The organism is Micromonospora sp. WMMD882 (assembly GCF_027497255.1).
Lineage (GTDB): Bacteria > Actinomycetota > Actinomycetes > Mycobacteriales > Micromonosporaceae > Micromonospora.
This window is the reverse complement of sequence record NZ_CP114903.1, coordinates 5,655,664-5,675,886: the sequence shown is the minus strand read 5'-3', so window position 1 is coordinate 5,675,886 and position 20,223 is coordinate 5,655,664. Positions and strand designations below refer to the sequence as shown.

At 74.2% G+C, this 20,223-nt stretch carries 14 protein-coding genes and 1 pseudogene; 7 read left to right on the top strand and 8 right to left on the bottom strand.

Annotation, left to right across the window (positions count from 1 at the left end; all coding sequences use genetic code 11):
* The first annotated feature begins 82 nt into the window (after positions 1-82).
* Entirely contained in the window at positions 83-2,269 is a 2,187-nt protein-coding gene (locus tag O7606_RS24475) for an N-6 DNA methylase (protein ID WP_281596343.1), read from the top strand.
* A gap of 545 nt (positions 2,270-2,814) precedes the next feature.
* Here the strand turns inward: O7606_RS24475 and O7606_RS24470 are convergent.
* The 4 genes and pseudogenes from O7606_RS24470 to O7606_RS24455 all read right to left on the bottom strand — a co-directional run.
* Positions 2,815-3,696 (bottom strand): LPXTG cell wall anchor domain-containing protein, encoded by an 882-nt coding sequence (locus O7606_RS24470; protein WP_281596342.1) that lies wholly within the window; start codon positions 3,694-3,696, stop codon positions 2,815-2,817.
* A 155-nt stretch (positions 3,697-3,851) separates the two neighbouring features.
* Complete coding sequence (ychF, locus tag O7606_RS24465) at positions 3,852-4,937, bottom strand: redox-regulated ATPase YchF (RefSeq protein WP_281596341.1); 1,086 nt, start codon at positions 4,935-4,937, stop codon at positions 3,852-3,854.
* Between the two features lie 294 nt (positions 4,938-5,231).
* Positions 5,232-5,966, bottom strand: a complete 735-nt coding sequence (locus tag O7606_RS24460) for a peptidase E (protein WP_281596340.1) — start codon at positions 5,964-5,966, stop codon at positions 5,232-5,234.
* 199 nt (positions 5,967-6,165) lie between these two features.
* Positions 6,166-6,504, bottom strand: a pseudogene (locus O7606_RS24455) (hypothetical protein); the annotation flags it as partial.
* 265 nt (positions 6,505-6,769) lie between these two features.
* On the opposite strand from O7606_RS24455, the gene O7606_RS24450 reads away from it, so the two are divergent.
* From O7606_RS24450 to valS, 5 genes are all read left to right on the top strand, one after another.
* Complete coding sequence (locus tag O7606_RS24450) at positions 6,770-8,290, top strand: AlkA N-terminal domain-containing protein (RefSeq protein ID WP_281596339.1); 1,521 nt, start codon at positions 6,770-6,772, stop codon at positions 8,288-8,290.
* 14 nt (positions 8,291-8,304) lie between these two features.
* Positions 8,305-8,811 carry a methylated-DNA--[protein]-cysteine S-methyltransferase gene (locus O7606_RS24445; RefSeq protein ID WP_281599860.1) on the top strand — a complete coding sequence of 169 codons (507 nt, stop codon included), beginning with the start codon at positions 8,305-8,307 and terminating at the stop codon, positions 8,809-8,811.
* A 37-nt stretch (positions 8,812-8,848) separates the two neighbouring features.
* The gene (locus tag O7606_RS24440) at positions 8,849-10,747 is read left to right on the top strand and encodes an ABC transporter ATP-binding protein (RefSeq protein WP_281596338.1); all 1,899 of its coding nucleotides are present in this window, start codon (positions 8,849-8,851) and stop codon (positions 10,745-10,747) included.
* A 77-nt stretch (positions 10,748-10,824) separates the two neighbouring features.
* Positions 10,825-12,657 carry an ABC transporter ATP-binding protein gene (locus O7606_RS24435; RefSeq protein ID WP_281599859.1) on the top strand — a complete coding sequence of 611 codons (1,833 nt, stop codon included), beginning with the start codon at positions 10,825-10,827 and terminating at the stop codon, positions 12,655-12,657.
* A gap of 655 nt (positions 12,658-13,312) precedes the next feature.
* Positions 13,313-15,877: a valine--tRNA ligase gene (gene valS, locus O7606_RS24430; RefSeq protein ID WP_281596337.1), complete on the top strand. Its 2,565-nt coding sequence runs from the start codon at positions 13,313-13,315 to the stop codon at positions 15,875-15,877.
* Between the two features lie 62 nt (positions 15,878-15,939).
* Here the strand turns inward: valS and O7606_RS24425 are convergent, their stop codons facing one another.
* Genes O7606_RS24425 through O7606_RS24410 form a run of 4 tightly spaced genes read right to left on the bottom strand, consistent with a single transcriptional unit; the run spans position 15,940 to position 19,402 of the window.
* Positions 15,940-16,650 (bottom strand): ABC transporter permease, encoded by a 711-nt coding sequence (locus tag O7606_RS24425; protein ID WP_281596336.1) that lies wholly within the window; start codon positions 16,648-16,650, stop codon positions 15,940-15,942.
* 1 nt (position 16,651) lies between these two features.
* A complete protein-coding gene (locus O7606_RS24420; RefSeq protein ID WP_281596335.1) occupies positions 16,652-17,563 on the bottom strand; it encodes an ABC transporter ATP-binding protein in 912 nt (303 codons plus the stop codon).
* Positions 17,563-18,495 carry an ABC transporter permease subunit gene (locus tag O7606_RS24415; protein WP_281596334.1) on the bottom strand — a complete coding sequence of 311 codons (933 nt, stop codon included), beginning with the start codon at positions 18,493-18,495 and terminating at the stop codon, positions 17,563-17,565. Before O7606_RS24415 ends, O7606_RS24420 begins: the two co-directional genes overlap by 1 nt.
* Positions 18,488-19,402, bottom strand: coding sequence for an ABC transporter ATP-binding protein (locus O7606_RS24410; protein ID WP_281596333.1), 915 nt, complete (start codon positions 19,400-19,402; stop codon positions 18,488-18,490). Before O7606_RS24410 ends, O7606_RS24415 begins: the two co-directional genes overlap by 8 nt.
* A 145-nt stretch (positions 19,403-19,547) precedes the next feature.
* Here O7606_RS24410 and O7606_RS24405 point away from each other — a divergent pair, with 145 nt between their 5' ends.
* Positions 19,548-20,141, top strand: coding sequence for a DM13 domain-containing protein (locus tag O7606_RS24405; protein ID WP_281596332.1), 594 nt, complete (start codon positions 19,548-19,550; stop codon positions 20,139-20,141).
* Positions 20,142-20,223 lie beyond the last annotated feature (82 nt).

The following is a 20,223-nucleotide window of genomic DNA, read 5'->3' as shown; positions in this document are numbered from 1 at the left end:
ACAGGCCGGTGGCTCGATCAGCCACGAAGATAGCCGCTGTGAATCGTGTACACAACTCCACACTTTGTGGTAGCGTTCACGGGTGAGCAGCGAGCCGAGCATCGCCCCGAGCGAGGCCACCCTGACCGCCAGCGGCATCGCCCGGCTGGCCAACGTCGGCCGGGCGGCGGTCAGCAACTGGCGTCGCCGGTACGCCGACTTCCCCGCGCCCGTCGGCGGCAGCCCCACCAGCCCGTCCTTCGACGCGCACGAGGTCGAGCAGTGGCTGCGCCGCCACGGCCGGACGCAGCACGCGGACGCCGCCCGGTGGGCCTGGCGACACATCGAGAGCCACCAGCCGGCGGCGCAGATCAGCGACGTGCTCGGCGTGGCCGGCGCGCTCCTGCTGGTCCGCGCCGACCAGGGGAACGCGGCCGGCGACGCGGCCGGCGACGGGCTGCCCACGCCGGACCAGCTCGTCGGCCACCTGCGCGACCTCGACCCGGGCCTGGCCGGGCTGATCGCCGACCTGGTGCCGGGGCAGTGGACGGCGTCCCTCGACGCGCTGCTGCGCGCCGTCGACCAGCTCGGCTCGGAGCAGGGCGCCGAGTCCGCCTTCGAGCACCTGCACAACCAGTACGCGACCTCGGCGCACTCGATGTCCGGCCTGGCCGGCACCCCGGACGTCGTCGCCGAGGTGATGCTGACCCTGGCCGGCACCGGCCCCCGCACCTTCGACTTCACCAGCGGCACCGGCTCCATCCTGCGGATGGCCGCCGACCGGGCCCTGCGCGCCGGCGCGCCGACCAGTTGCCACGCCCAGGAGATCAACCCGCAGTACGCGGTGATCACGTTGCTACGGCTGTGGTTCGTGCACCTGCGGGCCCGACGGTCCGGGCACCAGCCACCGGCCCCCGTGGTGCACATCGGTGACAGCCTGCTCGCCGACGCGCTGCCCGAGCTGCGGGCCGAGGTGGTCGTGGCGAACTTCCCGTTCGGCATCCACGACTGGGGGCACGACCGCCTCGCCTACGATCCCCGCTGGGCGTACGGTCTGCCGCCCCGTACCGAACCCGAGCTCGCCTGGGTGCAGCACGCCCTGGCGCACCTCTCCGCCGACGGCACCGCCGTGGTGCTCATGCCCCCGGCCGCCGCGTCGCGTCCCGCCGGGCGGCGGATCCGCGCGGAGCTGATCCGGCACGGCGCGCTCCGCGCGGTCGTCGCCCTGCCCGCCGGTCTGATGCCCCCGGTCGGCGTCGGGCTGCACATCTGGGTCCTCACCCAGCCGGGCTCACGCCAGCCGCACGCCGGTGAGCTGCTCATGGTGGACACGACGGCCGCGCCGGAGGGCTGCTCTCCCGTCGAGACCGTCGAGGCGGCGTGGAGCGCCTACCGTTCGGCCCGCTACACCGAGCTGCCCGGCGTCCACCGCACCGTGCCCGCCATCGACCTGCTGGACGACCAGGTCGACCTCACGCCGCAACGACACCTGCCGCAGGCCGGCGCGTTTGCCGGTGACCCGGCCGAGATCATCGCCCGGATCGACGACTTCGACCAGCTCGTCGCGCGGGTCCGCCGCAGTCTGCCGGCGGTGCGCGACACCCCGCACACCCCGCTACGGGAAGCCCCCCAGGCCGACGTCACCGACCTGATCCGGTCCGGCAGCGTCACCGTCACCCGGGCCCCCTCCCGCGGCCGAACCGGTGACGCCACCACCGGAGCAACCCTGTCGACCACCACCGGGGCCACCGGGTCGACCACCGGAGCCACCGCGTCGACCACCGCCGGGGCCGCCGTGCTGACCACCGCCGACGTCGTCTCCGGCGGCCCGGCCACCGGCTCGACGACCCGCGCCGCCGACGACGAGCCGGCGCCACGGGTACGCGCCGGCGACATCCTGGTGCCGCTCGTCGGCCGCCGGATCAACGCCCGGGTGGCCACGCCCGAACAGGTAGGCGCGGAACTCGGGCCCGGCGTGCAGTTGATCCGCGTCGACCCGGCCCGTTTCGACCCGTGGTTCGTCGCCGGTGTCCTCTCCCGCACCGACAACCTGCGCATCGCCGGGCGGGCGTCCAGCAGCGCGACCGGCGCCCTGCGCATCGACATCCGGCGGCTGAGCATCCCCGTCCTGCCGCTGCGCCAGCAGCAGGCGTACGGCGAGGCGTTCCGCCAGCTCGTCGAGTTCCGCCACGTCCTGGAGCAGGCCGCGACGACCGGGGCCGCCCTGGCCCGCGACATCGGCGACGGCCTCACCGAGGGCGCCCTCGGCCTGCCCGACCACCACGGGTAGCCCCGCCCGGAAGGGCCACGCCACACCCGGCGTTCCGGCCCCGCCCCCAGACCCGACCCGAACCCCGCCTGGGCACGCCCCGCCTGGGCATGTCCTCGACGACCCCGACCGTCGCTGAACTCATACTGGTCGATTCCATCAGCCCATACTCATCTCACGCTTCGTGTTCGCAGGGCCGACGAGCAGACATTCTTCGCACCCTTTGCTCTGCACCCACGAACGCGCCAGGCACTCATGGTGACCAACGCTCCGTTCCAGCCCTCGGGCGAGAAGCACAATTCCCTGCTCGTGGCGCATGGCGCGGTGATGGGTGCAGAGCAAAGGGACGCGATGGTCTCTCTTCACCCGGCCGGCGGTCACCGAAAGTGAGAACGGGCGCTCACCAGCGCGCCGACACGGCGCGTAACACGATCAGCGGCCGGCCTTCCCCTGCCCTACGCCGCACGCCCCAGCAGTCGTCCGGTCGGGGCGACTGCTGGGGGCGACTGTTCGAAGTGGCTGTTCGGGGTGACCCGCTCGCCGGCCGGTCAGCTGGTCGGGCGGGCCTACGCGACGAACCGGGTCCGGCGGCGGCGGGCGAGCAGGTAGCCGCCTCCGCCGAGCAGCAGCAGCACGCCGCCGACGCCGGCCACGGCCACGGTCTGCGCGCCGGTCACCGGCAGCCCGCCGCCCTGGCCGCCGTCATCGTCAGCCGGCGCGCCGGGCGGGGCCGGGCTGACGGTGGGCGCGGCGGTCGGGGTCGCCGTCGGCGTCGGGGTGGCCGTCGGCGTCGCGGTCGGGGTGGGCGTCGGGGTGGCCGGCAGGACGAGGACGACGCCGACGAAGCCGATCGGGTTCGGCGGCTCCAGCCCGACCAGCGGCCCCGACGGGGTGGTCAGGGTCAGCGTCCCGCCCGTGCCCCGCACCGCGCGACCCTCCGTGGCCCAGTCGTCGGCCCGCTTCTGGACGCCGCCGAGCCGGTCGACGAACTCCTTGCTGCGCCAGTGGTGGACGATCGAGGAAATGTTCTCCGGCCGGGCGTCCGCCCTGGTGGCGATGCCGACACCGGTCGCGGCCAGGCTCGCGCCGGGGGCGAGCGTGACGTCGAACTCGCACCAGGCCGACTCCTGGTTGCTGTCCACGGCGTACCAGCAGTTCTCGTACGTCTTCGTGAAGTCGAGGTCGTTGAGGATCCGGACGTGGACGACCAGCCCGTCCACCGGCGTGTCGCTCTTGTTCGTGACAGCCATCAGCGCGGGCACGTCCGCGCCCTGCCCGACCCGGTAGCCTCGGCGGCCGTCGACCGGCGGGCGGTCCTCGGTGCCGGCGGCGAGCCGCGCCGAGTCGGTAGGTGACGGTGTCGGGGCCGCCGCGGCGGCAGGTGTGGCGGCGGCGAACCCGGCCGCGAGAAGGATGGCGCTCGTGGTGAGCCCGGCGTGTCGGCGCATGGTAAGGAAACCCCCGTGTGGTACGACAACAGCCGCGTCACCATACAGCGCGCGGGAACGCCGCCGACGTCCACACCGGAAGCTACGACGTCGCCTACCTGAACACGTCGCGCAGCCGACGGTAGTGCCACAGCGCGGTCGCCGGGCAGCGAGCCCTACACGTTGAAGCGGAACTCCACCACGTCGCCGTCCTGCATGACGTACTCCTTGCCCTCGATGCGGACCTTGCCCGCCGCCTTCGCCGCCGCCATCGAACCGGCCGCGACCAGGTCGTCGTACGAGACCACCTCGGCCTTGATGAAGCCGCGCTGGAAGTCGGAGTGGATCACCCCGGCGGCCTCGGGGGCGGTCGCGCCGACCGGGACCGTCCAGGCCCGCGCCTCCTTCGGCCCCGCCGTCAGGTACGTCTGGAGGCCGAGCGTGCGGAACCCGACCCGGACGAGCTGGTCCAGCCCCGGCTCGGACTGCCCGATCGACTCCAACAACTCGCGGGCCTCCGCCTCGGGCAGGTCCACCAGCTCGGACTCGATCTTGGCGTCCATGAAGACCGCCTCGGCCGGGGCGACCAGGGCGCGCAGTTCGTCGAGGAACCCGGCGTTGGCCAGCTCCGCCTCGTCGACGTTGAACACGTACAGGAACGGCTTGGTGGTGAGCAGGTGCAGCTCACGCAGGTGCTCCAGCTCGACCCCGGCGGCCTGCCCGCCCGCGTACAGGGTCGTGCCGCCGTCGAGCACCGTGACGGCCTTCCGGGCGGCCTCGACGGCGGCGGCCCGGTCCTTGCGGAGCTTGGCCTCCTTCTCCAGCCGCGGCAGCGCCTTCTCCAGCGTCTGGAGGTCGGCCAGGATCAGCTCGGTGTTGATCGTCTCGATGTCGTCGGCCGGGGAGACCTTGCCGTCGACGTGCACCACGTTCGGGTCGGAGAAGGCCCGCACCACCTGGCAGATCGCCGAGGCGTCCCGGATGTTCGCCAGGAACGCGTTGCCGCGGCCCTGCCCCTTCGAGGCGCCCCGGACCAGGCCGGCGATGTCGACGAACGACACCGGGGCGGGCAGCACCTTCTGCGAGTCGAAGATCTCGGCCAGCCTGTGCAGCCGCTCGTCGGGCAGCCCGACCACGCCGACGTTCGGCTCGATGGTGGCGAACGGGTAGTTCGCCGCCAGCACGTCGTTCTTGGTCAGCGCGTTGAACAGGGTGCTCTTGCCGACGTTGGGCAGGCCGACGATCCCGATGGTCAGACTCACGACGAGCCAGCTTACGCCGCTGCCCCCGCCCGCACCCCGCCGGGCGGACCGCCCCCGGCCCTCGGCCCGCCCGACCCGCCCCACCCGCCGTGCCCGCCCCACCCGCCGTGCCCGCCCGGACCGCCGTGCCCGCCCGGACCGCCGTGCCCGACGCCGTATCGCGGAAACGGGTGCGTCGACGGGCGGGGACACCGCCACTTCGCCGAAACGGAGTGGATCATGGCGGGACGGGACGGCGCGGGGTGGGACGGGATGGGACGGGATGGGGTGGGATGGGGTGGGGTGGGGGGTGGGTCAGGGGAGGCGGCGGGGGGTGATCGGGGTCTCGACGACCGTGCCGTCCTCGGCCCGCCGCACCTCGTACGCGGACACGTCGTCCCGGTCGGCGACCGCCTCGACCAGGGTGGCGCCCCGGTAGACCAGGCCCACCCCGTCGTCGGTGCAGTGCGCCGTCGGGATGGCGCCCTCGCCGACCAGCTCGTGGATCAGCGGCCGACGCTGCTCCTCGCTGTTGTAGTGCACCCCGTTGCCGTACGGGAGGAAGCCCAGCCCGGCCGTGAAGGGGCGCAGCGTCGGGCCGAAGCTGTCGGTGGCACCGCCGACGTGCCAGCAGAGCGAGCCGGCGGACACCCCGCCCAGCACCACGCCGGCCTCCCAGCACTCGCGCAGGATCTCGTCCAGCCCGTGCGCCCGCCAGACGGCCACCAGGTTGGCGACGCTGCCGCCACCCACCCAGATCACGTCCTGGGCGAGCAGGTGGGCGCGGACGTCCTCGACGTTCGGCATCGGGAACAGGTTGAGGTGGGACAGCCGGAACCGGGTGCCGGCGAACGCCCCGTACAGGGCGGTCAGCGTGGTCGGCTGGTCTCCCTCGGCCTGACCGAGGAAGCAGATCCTCGGCTCCGGCCCGGCCCCGGCCAGCTCGGCGGCGAGGTCGAAGACCGGGCCGGGACGCCAGTCCCAGGGGCCACGGCGGCGGCTGAAGAAGCCGATGCTGGTGGCGAGGATGGTGGGTTCGCTGGCGGGCATGGCGCCTTCCCTCCGCTCGGTTCCCTGATCATCCTGCCGTACCGGCCGGTCGGCGCTGGCCGTGCCCCACCCGACCGACGGCGGCCCGCTCGACGGCGGCCCGCTCGACGGCAGCCCGCTCGACGGCAGCCCGCTCGACGGCAGCCCGCTCGACGGCAGCCCGCTCGACGGCAGCCCGCTCGACGGCGGCCCGCTCGGCGGGGGGCAGCTCGGTGGCGGCGGCCAGCGGCAGGGCGAACCGGTCGTCGGCGGCGGGCGGGGCCGCGTACGACTCGCCGAGCATCCAGCGCACCTCGTCGGGCGTCCAGCCGAGCCCGCGCCGGCCGGCGATCTCGCGTACCAGGCGGCGACCGGGGCGGGTGTCGTCGTCGTAGAAGCGCAGGCACCAGTGGTGGGCCCACATGCCCAGCGCCCGCACCCCGGCGGCGTCCAGCGACCGGACCAGCCGGCCGCAGGCGGTCGCCCCGAACTCCCGGCCCGGCCCGGCGGCGCGGTCCCGTTCGATCGCCCCGACGGCGGCCGGCGCGACCGCCCGCATCCGGTCGTAGAAACCCTGCACCACCGCCCGATCCGGCGCCACCGCCCGATCCGGCGCCACCACCCGATCCGGCTCGGCGGGGACGGACCACGCCCCCACCCGCTCCGGCCCGGCCACGCTCCCCATGGACGTACTCCTTCGTCGATCAGCCCCGGGACGGTACCCGCCCCCTCCGACAACTTCCGCCGGCCGGGGCGGGCCCGACCGCAGGGCGAGGTCCGATTTCCGCGAGCCGGAGGCGCGGGCGAGGGGGCAGGATCGTGGCGTGGAGTTGGAGTTCGAGCGGTGCTACCGGGCGGTCGACAGCCGTGACCAGCGGTTCGACGGCTGGTTCTACACGGGCGTGACCTCGACCGGGATCTACTGCCGGCCGTCCTGCCCGGCGGTCACGCCGAGACGGCGCAACGTCCGGTTCTTTCCGTCCGCCGCGGCCGCCCAGCGGGCCGGTCTGCGGGCCTGCCGCCGGTGCCGGCCGGACGCCGCGCCCGGCTCGCCCGAGTGGGACGTCCGGGCCGACGTGGTGGGCCGGGCGATGCGCCTGATCGCCGACGGGGTGGTGGACCGGGACGGGGTGCCCGGACTCGCCGCCCGGCTCGGTTACACGCAACGGCACCTGCACCGGATGTTGTCCGCCGAGCTGGGCGCCGGCCCGCTGGCCCTGGCCCGCGCGCAGCGGGCGCAGACCGCCCGCGTCCTGATCGAGACGACCGGGCTGGGACTGGCCGAGATCGCGTTCGCCGCCGGCTTCGGCAGCGTCCGGCAGTTCAACGACACGGTACGGGAGGTGTTCGGTCGCGCCCCGTCGGAGCTGCGCGCCCCGTCGGAGCCGGGCGCCGCCCGGGGCGCGGACCCGCCCGCCGTCGGCCCCGGCGCCATCACGGTACGGCTGGCGTACCGGCCGCCGTTGCACGCCGCGTCCCTGCTGGAGTTCCTGGCCCGGCGGGCGCTGCCCGGCGTGGAGGCGGTACACGACGGCACGTACCACCGGGGGTTGTCCCTGCCGCACGGTCCCGCCGAGGTGGCGTTGGCCCCGGCGGCCGGGCACGTCGCGGCCACGCTGCGCCTGACGGACCTGCGGGATCTGGCCCCCGCGGTGGCCAGGTGCCGCCGCCTGCTGGACCTGGACGCCGACCCGGTCGCCATCGACGCGACCCTCCCGCCCGCACCCACCGCCGAGCCCGGCGTCCGGCTCCCCCGGACGGTGGACGGCTTCGAGGCGGCCGTCCGCGCCGTCGTCGGCCAGCAGGTCTCGGTGGCCACCGCCCGCGCCACCCTCACCCGTCTCCTCGCCCACCTCCCCGTCGCCCACCCGTCCGCCGGAGTCGATCAAGAGGAACGGGCGCCGGCGGAGTCCGTTCCGGCGCGAAAAGCTCTTGATCAAGCGGGGGTGCGGGCGGGGGTGGGGTTGCGGGGGTTTCCGGGGGCGGAGGAGGTGCTGCGGGTGCCGGACGCGGGATTCGGGATGCCGGCGGGGCGACGGGAGACGGTCCGGGCGCTGGCCCGGGCGGTCGTCGACGGCACGCTGGACCTCGCGCCGGGCGGGGACCGGGAGCAGGCCCGCCGGGGCCTGCTCGCGCTGCCCGGCGTCGGCGCGTGGACCGCCGGCTACGTGGCCATGCGCGGCCTCGGCGACCCGGACGTCTTCCTCCCCACCGACCTCGCCGTCCGCCGGGGGGCGCGCGCCCTCGGCCTGCCCGACGACCCCGGAACCCTCGACGCGTACGCCGGACGGTGGCGCCCCTGGCGCTCGTACGCGGTGATCCGACTCTGGAGAGCAGCAACGTGAACAGGACGACCACCATGATCGACAGCGCCACCGTGGACACGCCCGCCGGCCCGTTCACGGTCCTGGTCGACCCGGACGGCGCGGTCCGGGCCGCCGGCTTCACCACCGACGCCCCGGCGTTGCTGGCCCTGACCCACCCGACCCTGCGCGGCCCGCTGCGCGGACGCGCCGAGCTGGGCGGGGTGACCGCCTCGGTGCGCGCCTACCTCGACGGTGAGCTGACCGCCGTCGACGAGGTTCCGGTCCGGCAGCACACCGGCGGGGTGTTCCTGGCGCACGCCTGGCAGGTGCTGCGGGACGTCAAGCCCGGTGAGCCGGTGACGTACACCGGGTACGCCGCGCTGGCCGGTCGGCCGGCTGCGGTCCGGGCCGCGGCGGCGGCCTGCGCGCGCAACGCCGCCGCCCTCTTCGTCCCCTGTCACCGGGTGCTGCGCACGGACGGGAGCCTGGGCGGCTACCGGTGGGGGCTGGACGTGAAAAAGTGGCTTCTCGGTCACGAACGGCGGTTGACGACAAGTTGACCGACATGAAAGCGACGTTTACCGATACGGTCGGGGGGTGGCGGCGGACCGGGTCAGCGCTCCGGCCACCAGGGGGAGCACGCTGCGCAACCTGTGGCGGTTGCGCCGCTACCTGCGCCCGCACGCCGCCGAGTTCGGCTGGCTGCTGGCCGCCGCGCTGACGGCCACCGCGGCCGGGCTGGCCGTACCGCTTGTGGTGCAGCAGGTGGTGGACGGGCCGGTGGCCCGGCGGGATCCGGTCGGGTTGCTCCAGCTCGGCGGGTTGGCGCTGCTGCTCGGCCTGGTGGAGGCCGTGCTGATCTTCGTACGACGGTGGACGCAGACCTCCTCGTCGGTCGGCATGGAGGCCGCCATCCGCGCCGACCTCTACGCCCACCTGCAACGACTGCCGGCCAGCTTCCACGACCGGTGGCAGTCCGGGCAGCTCATCGCGCGGGCCACCGGTGACCTGTCGATGATCCGCCGGTTCCTGTCGTTCGGGCTGCTGTTCCTGATCCTCAACCTGGCCACCTACCTGGCGGTGGTGGCGCTGCTGGTGCGGCTGCACCCGCCGCTGGGGCTGCTGGTCGCGGCCAGCGCGGCGCCGCTGTTCCTGATCAGTCGGCGGTTCGCCCGCGCCTACCACGCCGCCGCCCGGCGGATGCGGGAGCAGCAGGGCGACGTGACCACGCTGGTCGAGGAGTCCGCGCAGGGCATCCGCACCACCCGGGCGTTCGGCCGGGGGCCGGAGCTGGCCGAGCGGTTCGGCGTCGGCGCGCGGGCGCTGCACGACACCGCCGTCGGCAAGGGCCGGCTGCTGGCCCGTACCTCGGCGTCGTTCGACCTGGTGCCGAACCTGACCCTCGGGGTGGTGCTGGTGGCCGGGGTGGCCGCCGCCGCCCGGGGCGCCCTCACCATCGGTGAGCTGGTCGCCTTCGTCACCCTGCAACTGATGCTGATCTGGCCGGTGAACTCGCTGGGTTGGATCATCGCCAACGGTCAGGAGGCGGCCACCGCCGCGGACCGGATCCAGGAGGTGCTGGACACTTCCCCGGCGATCACCGACCGGCCGCACGCGGTGACGTTGAGCCGGGGCTCCGCCCGTGGCCGGCTGCGCTTCGAGCGGGTCGGTTTCGGCTACCCGGGCGGCGGCACGCCGGTGCTGCGGGACGTCGAGCTGACCGTCGAGCCGGGCGAGACGCTCGCTCTGGTCGGCGCGACCGGCTCGGGCAAGAGCACGCTGCTGTCGCTGGTCCCCCGGCTGCACGAGGTCGGCTCCGGCCGGATCACCCTGGACGGGCACGACGTGCGGGACCTGCGCCTGGCCACGCTGCGTCGACTCGTCGGGGTGGCCTTCGAGGAGCCGACGCTGTTCTCCATGTCGGTGTGGGAGAACCTCACCCTGGGCCACCCGGACGCCGGGGAGGACGAGGTGGCCGCGGCGCTCGCGCTGGCCCAGGCCGATTTCGTGTACGAGCTGCCGTGGGGGCTCGCCACCCGGGTCGGCGAGCAGGGGCTGTCGCTCTCCGGCGGGCAGCGGCAGCGGCTCGCCCTGGCCCGGGCGGTGCTCGGCCGGCCGGCCGTGCTGGTGCTCGACGATCCGCTGTCCGCGTTGGACGTGCACACGGAAGCCCTGGTGGAGCGGGCGTTGCGTCAGGTGCTGCGGGGCACCACCGCGCTGATCGTGGCGCACCGCCCGTCCAGTGTGGCCCTCGCCGACCGGGTCGCCCTGCTCGACCGGGGACGCGTCACCGCCGTCGGCACCCATTCGGAGCTGCTCGCCACCGAGCCGGCGTACCGGCTCCTGCTCTGCCCGGACGACCGGCAGCCGTCGACGGCCGGGCCACCCGACGCCGGTCCGGTCGACCAGGGGCCGGCGACGGCCGGGTCGCCCGGCGCCGGGCTGGTCGGGCTGGCGGCGGGGCCGGAACGCACGGAACCGGCGACCCGCGGGTGACCGGGGCCGCGGTCGGCGGGACAGGCGACCAGCGGGCGACCGGCGCCGGACGGGCCGCCCCGGGGCGACGGGTCGACGTGGGACGCTGGCAGGGCGTCGCCACCGATCCGGACGCCGACCGCAGCCGGGCGGAGGAGGACAGCCCGGCCGCGGTGGCGCGGCTCCGGGCGCGCAGCCGGGCGCTGCTGGCCGACCTGCTGCGCCCGCACCGGCGTCGGCTCGCCGTGGCCGTCGGGCTGCTGCTGACCCAGAACGCCGCCGGGCTGGTCGGCCCGTACCTGGTCATGTACGGCATCGACCACGCGATCGGGCCGCTGCGGGCCGGGGACGCCGGCCCGCTCGTCGCCGTCGCCGGCGCGTTCGCCACGGCAACCCTGATCGAGTACGCGACCAAGCGCGGTTTCCTCACCCTCTCCACGCGGATCGGCCAGGCCGTCCTGCTCGACCTGCGGCAACGGGTGTACGGGCACTTCCTGCGGCTGTCCGTCGCCTTCCACGAGCGGTACACCTCGGGTCGGATGGTGTCCCGACTGACCAGCGACCTCGACTCGATCGCCGAGCTGCTCGACGGCGGCGTCGACAACCTGGTCCTGGCCGCCCTGTCGATCCTGTCGGTGGCCGGGGTGCTGCTCTGGCTGGATCTGCCGTTGGCCGCCGTGACGCTGCTCGCCTTCCCGGTGCTGATCTGGCTGTCCCGCTGGTTCGCCCACGCCTCGGCCGCCGCGTACCGGCGCACCCGCGAGGCGGTCGCCCTGGTCATCGTCCACTTCGTGGAGTCGCTGCGCGGCATCCGGGCCGTGCAGGCGTACCGCCGGGAGGGGCGCAACCAGCAGATCTTCGAGGCGGTGAACGACGACTACCGACGGTCCAGCGTGCGGGCGTTCCAATTGATCGCGGTCTACTCCCCCGGCATCAAGCTGGTCGGCAACGTCACCGTGGCGGTCGTGCTGACGTACGGCGGTTGGCGGGTGCTCGGCGGCCGGATGGACCTCGGCGTGCTCGCCGCGTTCCTGCTCTACCTGCGGCGCTTCTTCGAGCCGATGCAGGAGTTGAGCCAGTTCTACAACTCGTTGCAGTCCGCCACGGCCGGCCTGGAGAAACTGGCCGGGGTCCTCGACGAGCGACCGGAGGTGCCCGAGCCGGAACGTCCCCGGCCCCTGCCTGCGGGCGGCCCGACCGGCGCGGTCCGGTTCCGGAGGGTCGGGTTCGGCTACCGTACCGGCCCGCCGATCCTCACCGACCTTGAGCTGGACGTGCCGGCCGGGCAGACCGTCGCCCTGGTCGGGGCGACCGGCGCGGGCAAGTCGACGATCGCCAAGCTGCTCGCCCGCTTCCACGACCCGGACGCCGGGCGGGTCACCCTGGACGGGATCGACCTGCGGGATCTCGCCGACGCCGACCTGCGCCGGGCGGTGGTGCTGGTCACCCAGGAGAACCACCTGTTCACCGGCACGGTGGCGGAGAACATCCGGTTCGGCCGCCCGGACGCCGACGACGGGGCCGTCACGGCGGCGGCCCGCGCGGTAGGCGCGCACGACTTCATCGCGGCGCTTCCCGACGGGTACGCCACCCAGGTGCGCCGTCGGGGCGGCCGGCTCTCCGCCGGGCAACGGCAGCTTGTCGCGTTCACCCGCGCGTTCCTGGCCGACCCGAGGGTGCTGATCCTCGACGAGGCGACCTCCTGTCTGGACGTGCCGACCGAGCGGGTGGTGCAGCACGCGCTCGACACGATCCTGCGGGACCGCACCGCGCTGGTGATCGCGCACCGGCTGTCCACGGTGCGGATCGCCGACCGGGTGCTGGTGCTGGACCGGGGCCGGGTCGTCGAGGACGGCTCACCGGCCGAGCTGGTCGACGGCGACGGCCGGTACGCCGCCCTGCACCGCCAGTGGCGCGACTCCCTGGCCTGAGCCCGGACCGACCCGCCCAGCCCCCCGGACGTGCTCTCGTTCGCTGCTGCCGCCGACCCCGGTTCACGACGCCGGACGCGGGGCGTCCGGGGCCGGAGGCCGGGCGTTCGGGCCGGGCATGCGGGCCGGGTGCTCGGAGGCCGAGGGCCCGGTGCTCGGAGGCCGAGGGCCCGAGCAGAGACGATTAGGTGGATGGAGACTGTCGAGCTGCCCCAGATCCGGGGCAGCCGGCGGCGACGCCCCGGCCTGATCGCACGTCGCCCGGGCGACCGCGCACGACGCGGCGGCGTTCGCCAGGCGCGCCGAGAACAGACCCGACAGCCGAGGGCGCCACCCAGACCAGCATCACAAGATCACCACCACCGGACCGGCGCCACCCGTCGCCGTCGCCGGGGGCGGTGGCGGTGGTCGGGGGTGCCTGCCCCATATCTGGGGCAGCTCGACAGTCTCCGAACAGCGCATCCCTCGCCCGGCCGGCCGAGCGCTCCGACGGGGCGAGGGAGGCGTCCGTCCACAACCGACGGGAGCGGGCCCGTACAGGCGACCGGAGCAGGATCAGGGGGCACGACACACCCACGGTCACGCACCCGTGACCGTCCGGCAGGCGCGGCGAATACCCCGGGCGGGACCCGCGAGGTCGCCCTACCATCGTGCGATGACCGACACGGCGAGGACGGCCCGCGCCGGAGTCCCCGAGCGTCCCACCCTGGACGGCATCGAGGAGACCTGGGCGCGCCGCTGGCAGGAGGAGGGCACGTACGCGTTCGACCGCTCGAAGGAGCGCGCGAACGTGTACGCGATCGACACCCCGCCGCCGACCGTATCCGGCGAGCTGCACATGGGGCACGTCTTCTCGTACACGCACACCGACACGGTGGCCCGGTTCCAGCGGATGCGCGGCAGGACGGTCTTCTACCCGATGGGCTGGGACGACAACGGGCTGCCCACCGAGCGTCGGGCGCAGAACGTGTACGGGGTGCGCTGCGACCCGTCGCTGCCGTACGACCCGGCGTGGACCCCGCCGCCCGCCCCGGTGGACGACGCCGCCCGGAGGGACCCGACCCCGGTCTCCCGGCGCAACTTCGTCGAGTTGTGCGAGCGGTTGACCGCCGACGACGAGCAGGTCTTCGAGGCGCTGTGGCGGCGGCTCGGGTTGTCGGTGGACTGGTCCCTGACGTACACGACGATCGGGCCGGCGGCGCGGGCCGTCTCACAGCGGGCGTTCCTGCGGAACCTGGCACGCGGTGAGGCGTACCAGGCGGAGGCGCCGACGCTGTGGGACGTGGGCTTCGCCACCGCGGTGGCCCAGGCGGAGCTGGAGGACCGGGAGCGGCCCGGCGCGTACCACCGGCTGCGGTTCACCGGGCCGGACGGCCGGGAGGCGCTTGTCGACACCACCCGGCCGGAGCTGCTGCCGGCCTGCGTGGCGCTGGTCTGCCACCCCGACGACGAGCGGTACGCGGACCTGGTCGGCACGTCCGCGCGTACCCCGGTGTTCGGGGTGGAGGTGCCGGTGCGCGCGCATCCGCTGGCGGACCCGGCGAAGGGCACCGGGGTCGCGATGGTCTGCACGTTCGGTGACCTGACCGACGTGACCTGGTGGCGGGAGCTTCAGCTGGACACCCGGGTGGTGATCGGTCGGGACGGTCGGCTGCTGCCCGAGCCGCCGGCCGGGGTGCCGGCGGCGCCCTACGCGGCGCTGGCCGGGCAGACCGTGGCCGCCGCCCGACGGACCCTGGTCGGGTTGCTGGCCGACGCCGGTGAGCTGGTCGGCGAGCCCCGCCCGATCACCCACCCGGTGAAGTTCTACGAGCGCGGCGACCGGCCGCTGGAGATCGTCTCGACCCGGCAGTGGTACCTGCGCAACGGCGGCCGGGACGCCGACCTGCGGGCGGAGCTGCTGGCCCGGGGCGGGGAGCTGACCTGGACGCCGGGGCACATGCGCCACCGCTACGAGCACTGGGTGGGCGGCCTCACCGGTGACTGGCTGGTCAGCCGGCAGCGGTTCTTCGGCGTGCCGGTGCCGGTCTGGTACCGGCTCGACGACGTTGGCGAGCCGGACCATTCCCACCCTCTCACACCCGACGGGTCCGCGCTGCCGGTCGACCCGTCCGGTGAGCCGCCGCCCGGCTTCGACGAGGCGCAACGCGGCCAGCCGGGCGGTTTCATCGCAGACCCGGACGTCCTGGACACCTGGGCGACGTCGTCGCTGACCCCGCAGATCGTCGGCGGCTGGGAGACCGACCCGGACCTGTTCGCCCGGGTCTTCCCGATGGACCTGCGCCCGCAGGGGCAGGAGATCATCCGGACCTGGCTGTTCTCCACGGTGGTCCGCGCCCACCTGGAACACGGCCTGCTGCCCTGGCGGGACGTGGTGCTGTCCGGCTGGATCCTCGACCCGGACCGCAAGAAGATGTCCAAGTCCAAGGGGAACGTGGTCACCCCGATGGCGTTGCTGGAGCAGCACGGCTCGGACGCGGTGCGGTACTGGGCGGCCAGCGGGCGGCCCGGCATGGACCTGGCCTTCGACCCGGCCCAGATCCGGGTCGGGCGGCGGCTGGCCACCAAGCTGCTCAACGCGTCCAGGTTCGCGCTCGGGCTGGGGGCCGCCGACGCGCTGCGCGCCCCGGCGACCACCCCGCTGGACACCGCCATGCTCGCCGAGCTGTCAGGCGTGGTCGCCACCGCCACGTCCGCCTTCGACGGGTACGACCACACGGCGGCGTTGCAGGCGGCCGAGGCGTTCTTCTGGCGGTTCTGCGACGACTACATCGAGCTGGTGAAGGACCGCGCGTACGGGGAGGGGCCGGGCGCCGACTCGGCCCGCGCCGCCCTGGCCACCGCCCTGTCGACGCAGTTGCGGCTGTTCGCCCCGGTGCTGCCGTACGTGACCGAGGAGGTCTGGTCGTGGTGGCGGTACGGATCGGTGCACCGCGCGCCGTGGCCCACCACGTACGAGGTGGACCGGGCGATCCGGGGCGACGGCGATCCGGCGCTGCTGCGGCTGGCCGGTGACGCCCTCGGTCAGGTGCGTCGGGCCAAGTCCGAGCGGAAACTGTCGATGCGGGCCGAGGTGCCGCTGGCGGAGGCGCTCGGCCCGGCCGCCGTCCTCGACCAGCTCGCCCTGGTCGCCGACGACGTCCGCGCCGCCGGCCGGATCGCCCGGCTCGACCCGCTGCCCGACCGTACTCCCGAGCTCGTCGTCGCCTGCGCGTTCTGAGCAGGGACGGGCCCGCCCCGACGCCGCGTGGACGTCGGGGCGGGCCCGTCACCCGACGTGGGTCAGCTCGTCTCGCCGGCGACCGAGAAGGAACGCAGCCGGTCGACGGCCAGGACGGTGAATCCGACGGTCACCAGGACGGTCATCACCACCGACACGGTCAGCGAGACGTCGGTGGTCAGCAGCGACGTCGGGGCGATCCGGTCGGCGAACGCGAGCACGTACTGCTGGATGGAGAGCACCTTGGTGCCGCTGACGAAGTTGCCCAGCAGCCCCTCCCAGACCAGCACGTAGACCAGGCCGAGCAGCACCGGCCGGCGGGTGACCAGGCTGAGCGCCACGAACAACGCCGAGTACGCCAGCGCGCCGATCGCCGAGGCCAGGGCGAGGGCCAGACCGAGGCGTACCGAGTGGGCCAGCACGCCCGCGACGTAGAGCGGCACGGCGACGGTGACCGCGCTGACCCCGGCCGCCACGCCCAGCTTCGGCAGCAGGATCTGCCAGCGGGGCAGCGGCTTGGTCAGGATGTGCACGACCGTGCCGTCGTCGATCTCCGCGCCGAGCACGCCGGTGCCGACGATCAGGGCGACCACCGGCAGCACCACGGCCAGGCCGAGCCCGACCAGCACCGGCGGCCCCCAGGCGTCGGGGGCGACGCCGAGCGCCCGGGAGAGCACCGCCAACCCGACCAGGAGGGCCGGCAGCGGGACGAGCATCAGGAACCGGCGGCGGCCGAACAGGCCCCGGGCGGTGATCCAGGTGACGGTGGACATGTCAGGCCTCCACGAGGTAGGAGAAGACGCTCTCCAGGGACTCGTCCTCGGGGAGCAGCCGGCGCACCCGGATGCCCTCCTTGAGCGCGATGCGGGGCAGCGCCCGGGTGAACGCGCCGTAGTCGCCGGCCCGTACGGTCAGCCCGGCCCGGTCCAGCTCGACGCCGTTGACGGACGGCTCGGCCATCAGCGCCACGGCCAGCGCCCGGTCGTCGGTGGACTGCACGGCGAACACGTGCGGCCGGTTGGTCATCAGCCGGCGGATGGTGCGGAAGTCGCCGGAGGCGGCCAGCCGGCCGGCGACCATCACCTGCACGGTGCCGGAGACCTGCTCGACCTCCTCCAGGATGTGCGAGCTGAACAGGATGGTCCGGCCGGCGTCGCCGAGCCGGTGCAGGAGCTGCATCATGTGCAGCCGCTGCCGCGGGTCCATGCCGTTGAACGGCTCGTCGAGCAGCAGCACCTGCGGGTCGTGCACCAGGGCGGCGGCCACCCGGGCCCGCTGCCGCATGCCCTTGGAGTAGGTGCCGATCCGGCGGTCCTGCGCGGTCTCCAGCTCGACCAGGTCGATCGCGCGTCGGGCCGCCGCCGCCGGGTCGGGCAGCTTGTGCAGCTTCGCGCTGGCCAGCACGAACTCGTACGCGGTGAGGTAGGTCTGCACCGCCTCGCGTTCGCTGACCAGGCCGAGGTGACGGTAGACGTCCGGGTTGCGCCAGGTGGGCCGGCCGTCGAGGACGACCCGACCCCGGGACGGGGCGAGGAAACCGGCCATCATGTGCAGCAGGGTGGTCTTGCCGGCGCCGTTGGGGCCGAGCAGGCCGGTCACCCCGGGACCGAGGGTCATGGTGACGTCGTTGACCGCCACCACGTTGCCGTACCAGCGGGAGACGCCGGTCAGGGTCAGGTCGCTCATCAGGAGGCCACCTTCCGGTAACGGGCGAGCAGCAGCGCCACCGCGCCGGCGACCACGGCGACGACGGCGACCAGGTACACCGGGCCGAAGCGGCCGATCTGGTTGGCCAGACTGTCGCCGTCACCGTCGGTGAGCAGGTCGCCGAGGGCCCAGCCGCCGGCCGCCGAGACCATGGTGGACGGGGAGGCGAGCAGGGCGAGCTCGTTGAGGGTCTGCGACGGCATCACCGACAACGTGCCGACGATCGGGGTGGTCATCAGGAACACCGCGACGACCCCACCGGCGGCGAACGCCCGCTTGCCGGTGAGCGAGGCGACCAGCAGCCCGATCGAGGCGAACACCACCGCCCACAGCCCGGCGTAGAGCAGTCCGGGGAGCAGGTCGAGCAGCTCGTCCCAGGTGCCGCGCAGGCCGTCGCCGGTGGTGAACGCGGCCCCGACGAACATCACCAGTTGCGGGGCGCCGAGCAGCAGCCAGAGCGCGGTGACCAGGGCGGCCAGCTTGGCCAGCGGGTAGTCGGCGCGGGGCAGCGGCCGGGAGAAGTACAGCGGTAGCACCCCGCTGCGCAGGTCGCGGGAGACCAGCTCGGGCGCGGCCACCGCGACGAAGAAGATCACCAGCCAGCTCATCGAGTCGGCGAACTGCGCGTACGTCAGCACGGGCTGGCCGATCTGGGTGCGTACCGCGGCCAGCCCGGCGGCGACCACGACCACGATCGCCACGATCATCCAGGGGAATATCTTGGCCTTGGCGCTGCGGCCGAGCCCGAAGGCGGTCCGCAGACCGTGGCTGTAGAGCGCGCCGAAGACGTGCCACCGGCCGAGTCGCGGCCCGGTGTACCGCTGGTAGCCGATGTCGTGGATGACACCCGTGGGGGCCGCCGCCACCCGGCCGGTGGGGGCCGCCGCCACGCGGCGGGTCGGGTCAGGCATTGCTCGGCTCCCTCGGTGCGAAGAGTTCGGCCACCCGGTGCCGGCGCTGGTCGAGCCGGTGCAGGGGCAGGTCCAGCTCGGCGACGACGCCGAGGATCAGGTCGTACGTGCCCTCGTCGGCGAGCGGCACCAGCAGCATCCGGCCGTCCCGCCCGACCGTCAGGTGGAGCGCGGCGAGCCGGGCGGCCAGCTCCTCCGTGCCCTCGCTGACCTCGACGGCGAGCAGGTCGGTGGCGGAGGTCATCGCGGAGATCCGGTCGGCGCGCAGCAGCCGCCCGCCGTCGATGGCGACCAGGGTGTCGCAGATCCGCTCGACCTCGCCGAGCAGGTGCGAGCAGACCACCACGGAGATGCCGAACTCGGTGCCGATCCGGTGGATCAGCGTGAGCATGGCGTCCCGGCCGGCCGGGTCGAGCCCGTTGGTCGGCTCGTCCAGCAGCAGCAGGTCGGGGTCGTGCACCAACGCCTGGGCCAGCTTGACCCGCTGTTTCATGCCGGTGGAGTAGCCGCCGACCGGCCGGTACCGTTCCTCGTAGAGGCCGACGTGCCGCAGCGCCTCGGAGGCCCGTTCCCGGGCGACGGTGCGCGGCAGTCCACTGATCCGGCCGAGGTGGGTGACCAGCTCGGCGGCGGAGAGGTCGGGCGGCAGGGCGTCGTGTTCCGGCATGTAGCCGACCCGGGCGCGGACCGCCTCCGGGTCGTCGGTCGGGTCGAGGCCGAGCACCCGGACCTGGCCGCTGGTCGGGGCGAGCAGCCCCAGCAGGATCTTGATGAGAGTGGACTTGCCGGCGCCGTTGGCCCCGACCAGCCCGACGACTCCCGGTTCGACGGTGACGGTCAGGTCGGCCAACGCGGTGACCCGTCCACCGTAGGTCTTGGTCAGCGACTCGGTCGCGAGCAGTGTCACGCCGACCAGCCTAGAAAGCGGACGCACCAGCGCGACATCGGGCACGCCCCCGATCTCGGCCGGCCCGAGCCACTAGGGGGCGGTAAGGCTTTCGTAACGCCGGAACCCCTGCCGGCGCGGCGACCGGTCGAGCAGACTTCGACTCATGATCGCCCGTCTGTCGCGTTCCCCGGTGACCTGGGTCGCCGTCGTCCTGCTCGCCGCCGGCGCCGCGTTCGGCCTGTACTGGTTCCAGCCGTGGAAGCTGGTCACCGACACCGAGGTCGCCGAGCCGCTGTCCGCCGTCGACACCACCACGCCGCCGCCCGCCGGGCCACCGCCGGCCGGATCGCCGTCGGCCGGACCGTCGCCGGCCGGATCACCGTCCGCCGCCCCGGCCACCCCCACGCTGGTACGGCAGGGAAGCTTCGTCACCCACGAGCACGCCACCTCGGGTACGGCCCGGATCGTCCGGCTGCCCGACGGGACGCACCGGCTCGAGCTGGTCGACCTGGACACCTCGAACGGACCGGATCTGCGGGTGTGGTTGACCGACCAGCCGGTGAAGACCGGCGTGGCCGGCTGGCGCGTATTCGACGACGGCCGATGGGTGGAGCTGGGCCGGTTGAAGGGGAACCGGGGCGACCAGTCGTACCTGATCCCCCCGGACGTCGACCTGACCGACCTGACCAGCGTCTCCGTCTGGTGCAAGCGGTTCTCCGTCTCGTTCGGCGCGGCCCCGCTGGACGCCGTCGGGTGAGCAATCGGCCACGATCGTAGGGTGGCGCTCTCGACCGATCGCCGGTCGGCTGCGAAACTGTGAGCCGTCAGCGAGTGGGGGG

Coding starts and splice junctions, on each gene's coding strand:
- O7606_RS24470 (WP_281596342.1), bottom strand. CDS start 3,696: ATGCGCCGACACGCCGGGCTCACCACGAGCGCCATCCTTCTCGCGGCC.
- O7606_RS24460 (WP_281596340.1), bottom strand. CDS start 5,966: ATGCCCGCCAGCGAACCCACCATCCTCGCCACCAGCATCGGCTTCTTC.
- O7606_RS24445 (WP_281599860.1), top strand. CDS start 8,305: ATGATCGACAGCGCCACCGTGGACACGCCCGCCGGCCCGTTCACGGTC.
- valS (WP_281596337.1), top strand. CDS start 13,313: ATGACCGACACGGCGAGGACGGCCCGCGCCGGAGTCCCCGAGCGTCCC.
- O7606_RS24425 (WP_281596336.1), bottom strand. CDS start 16,650: ATGTCCACCGTCACCTGGATCACCGCCCGGGGCCTGTTCGGCCGCCGC.
- O7606_RS24420 (WP_281596335.1), bottom strand. CDS start 17,563: ATGAGCGACCTGACCCTGACCGGCGTCTCCCGCTGGTACGGCAACGTG.
- O7606_RS24415 (WP_281596334.1), bottom strand. CDS start 18,495: ATGCCTGACCCGACCCGCCGCGTGGCGGCGGCCCCCACCGGCCGGGTG.
- O7606_RS24405 (WP_281596332.1), top strand. CDS start 19,548: ATGATCGCCCGTCTGTCGCGTTCCCCGGTGACCTGGGTCGCCGTCGTC.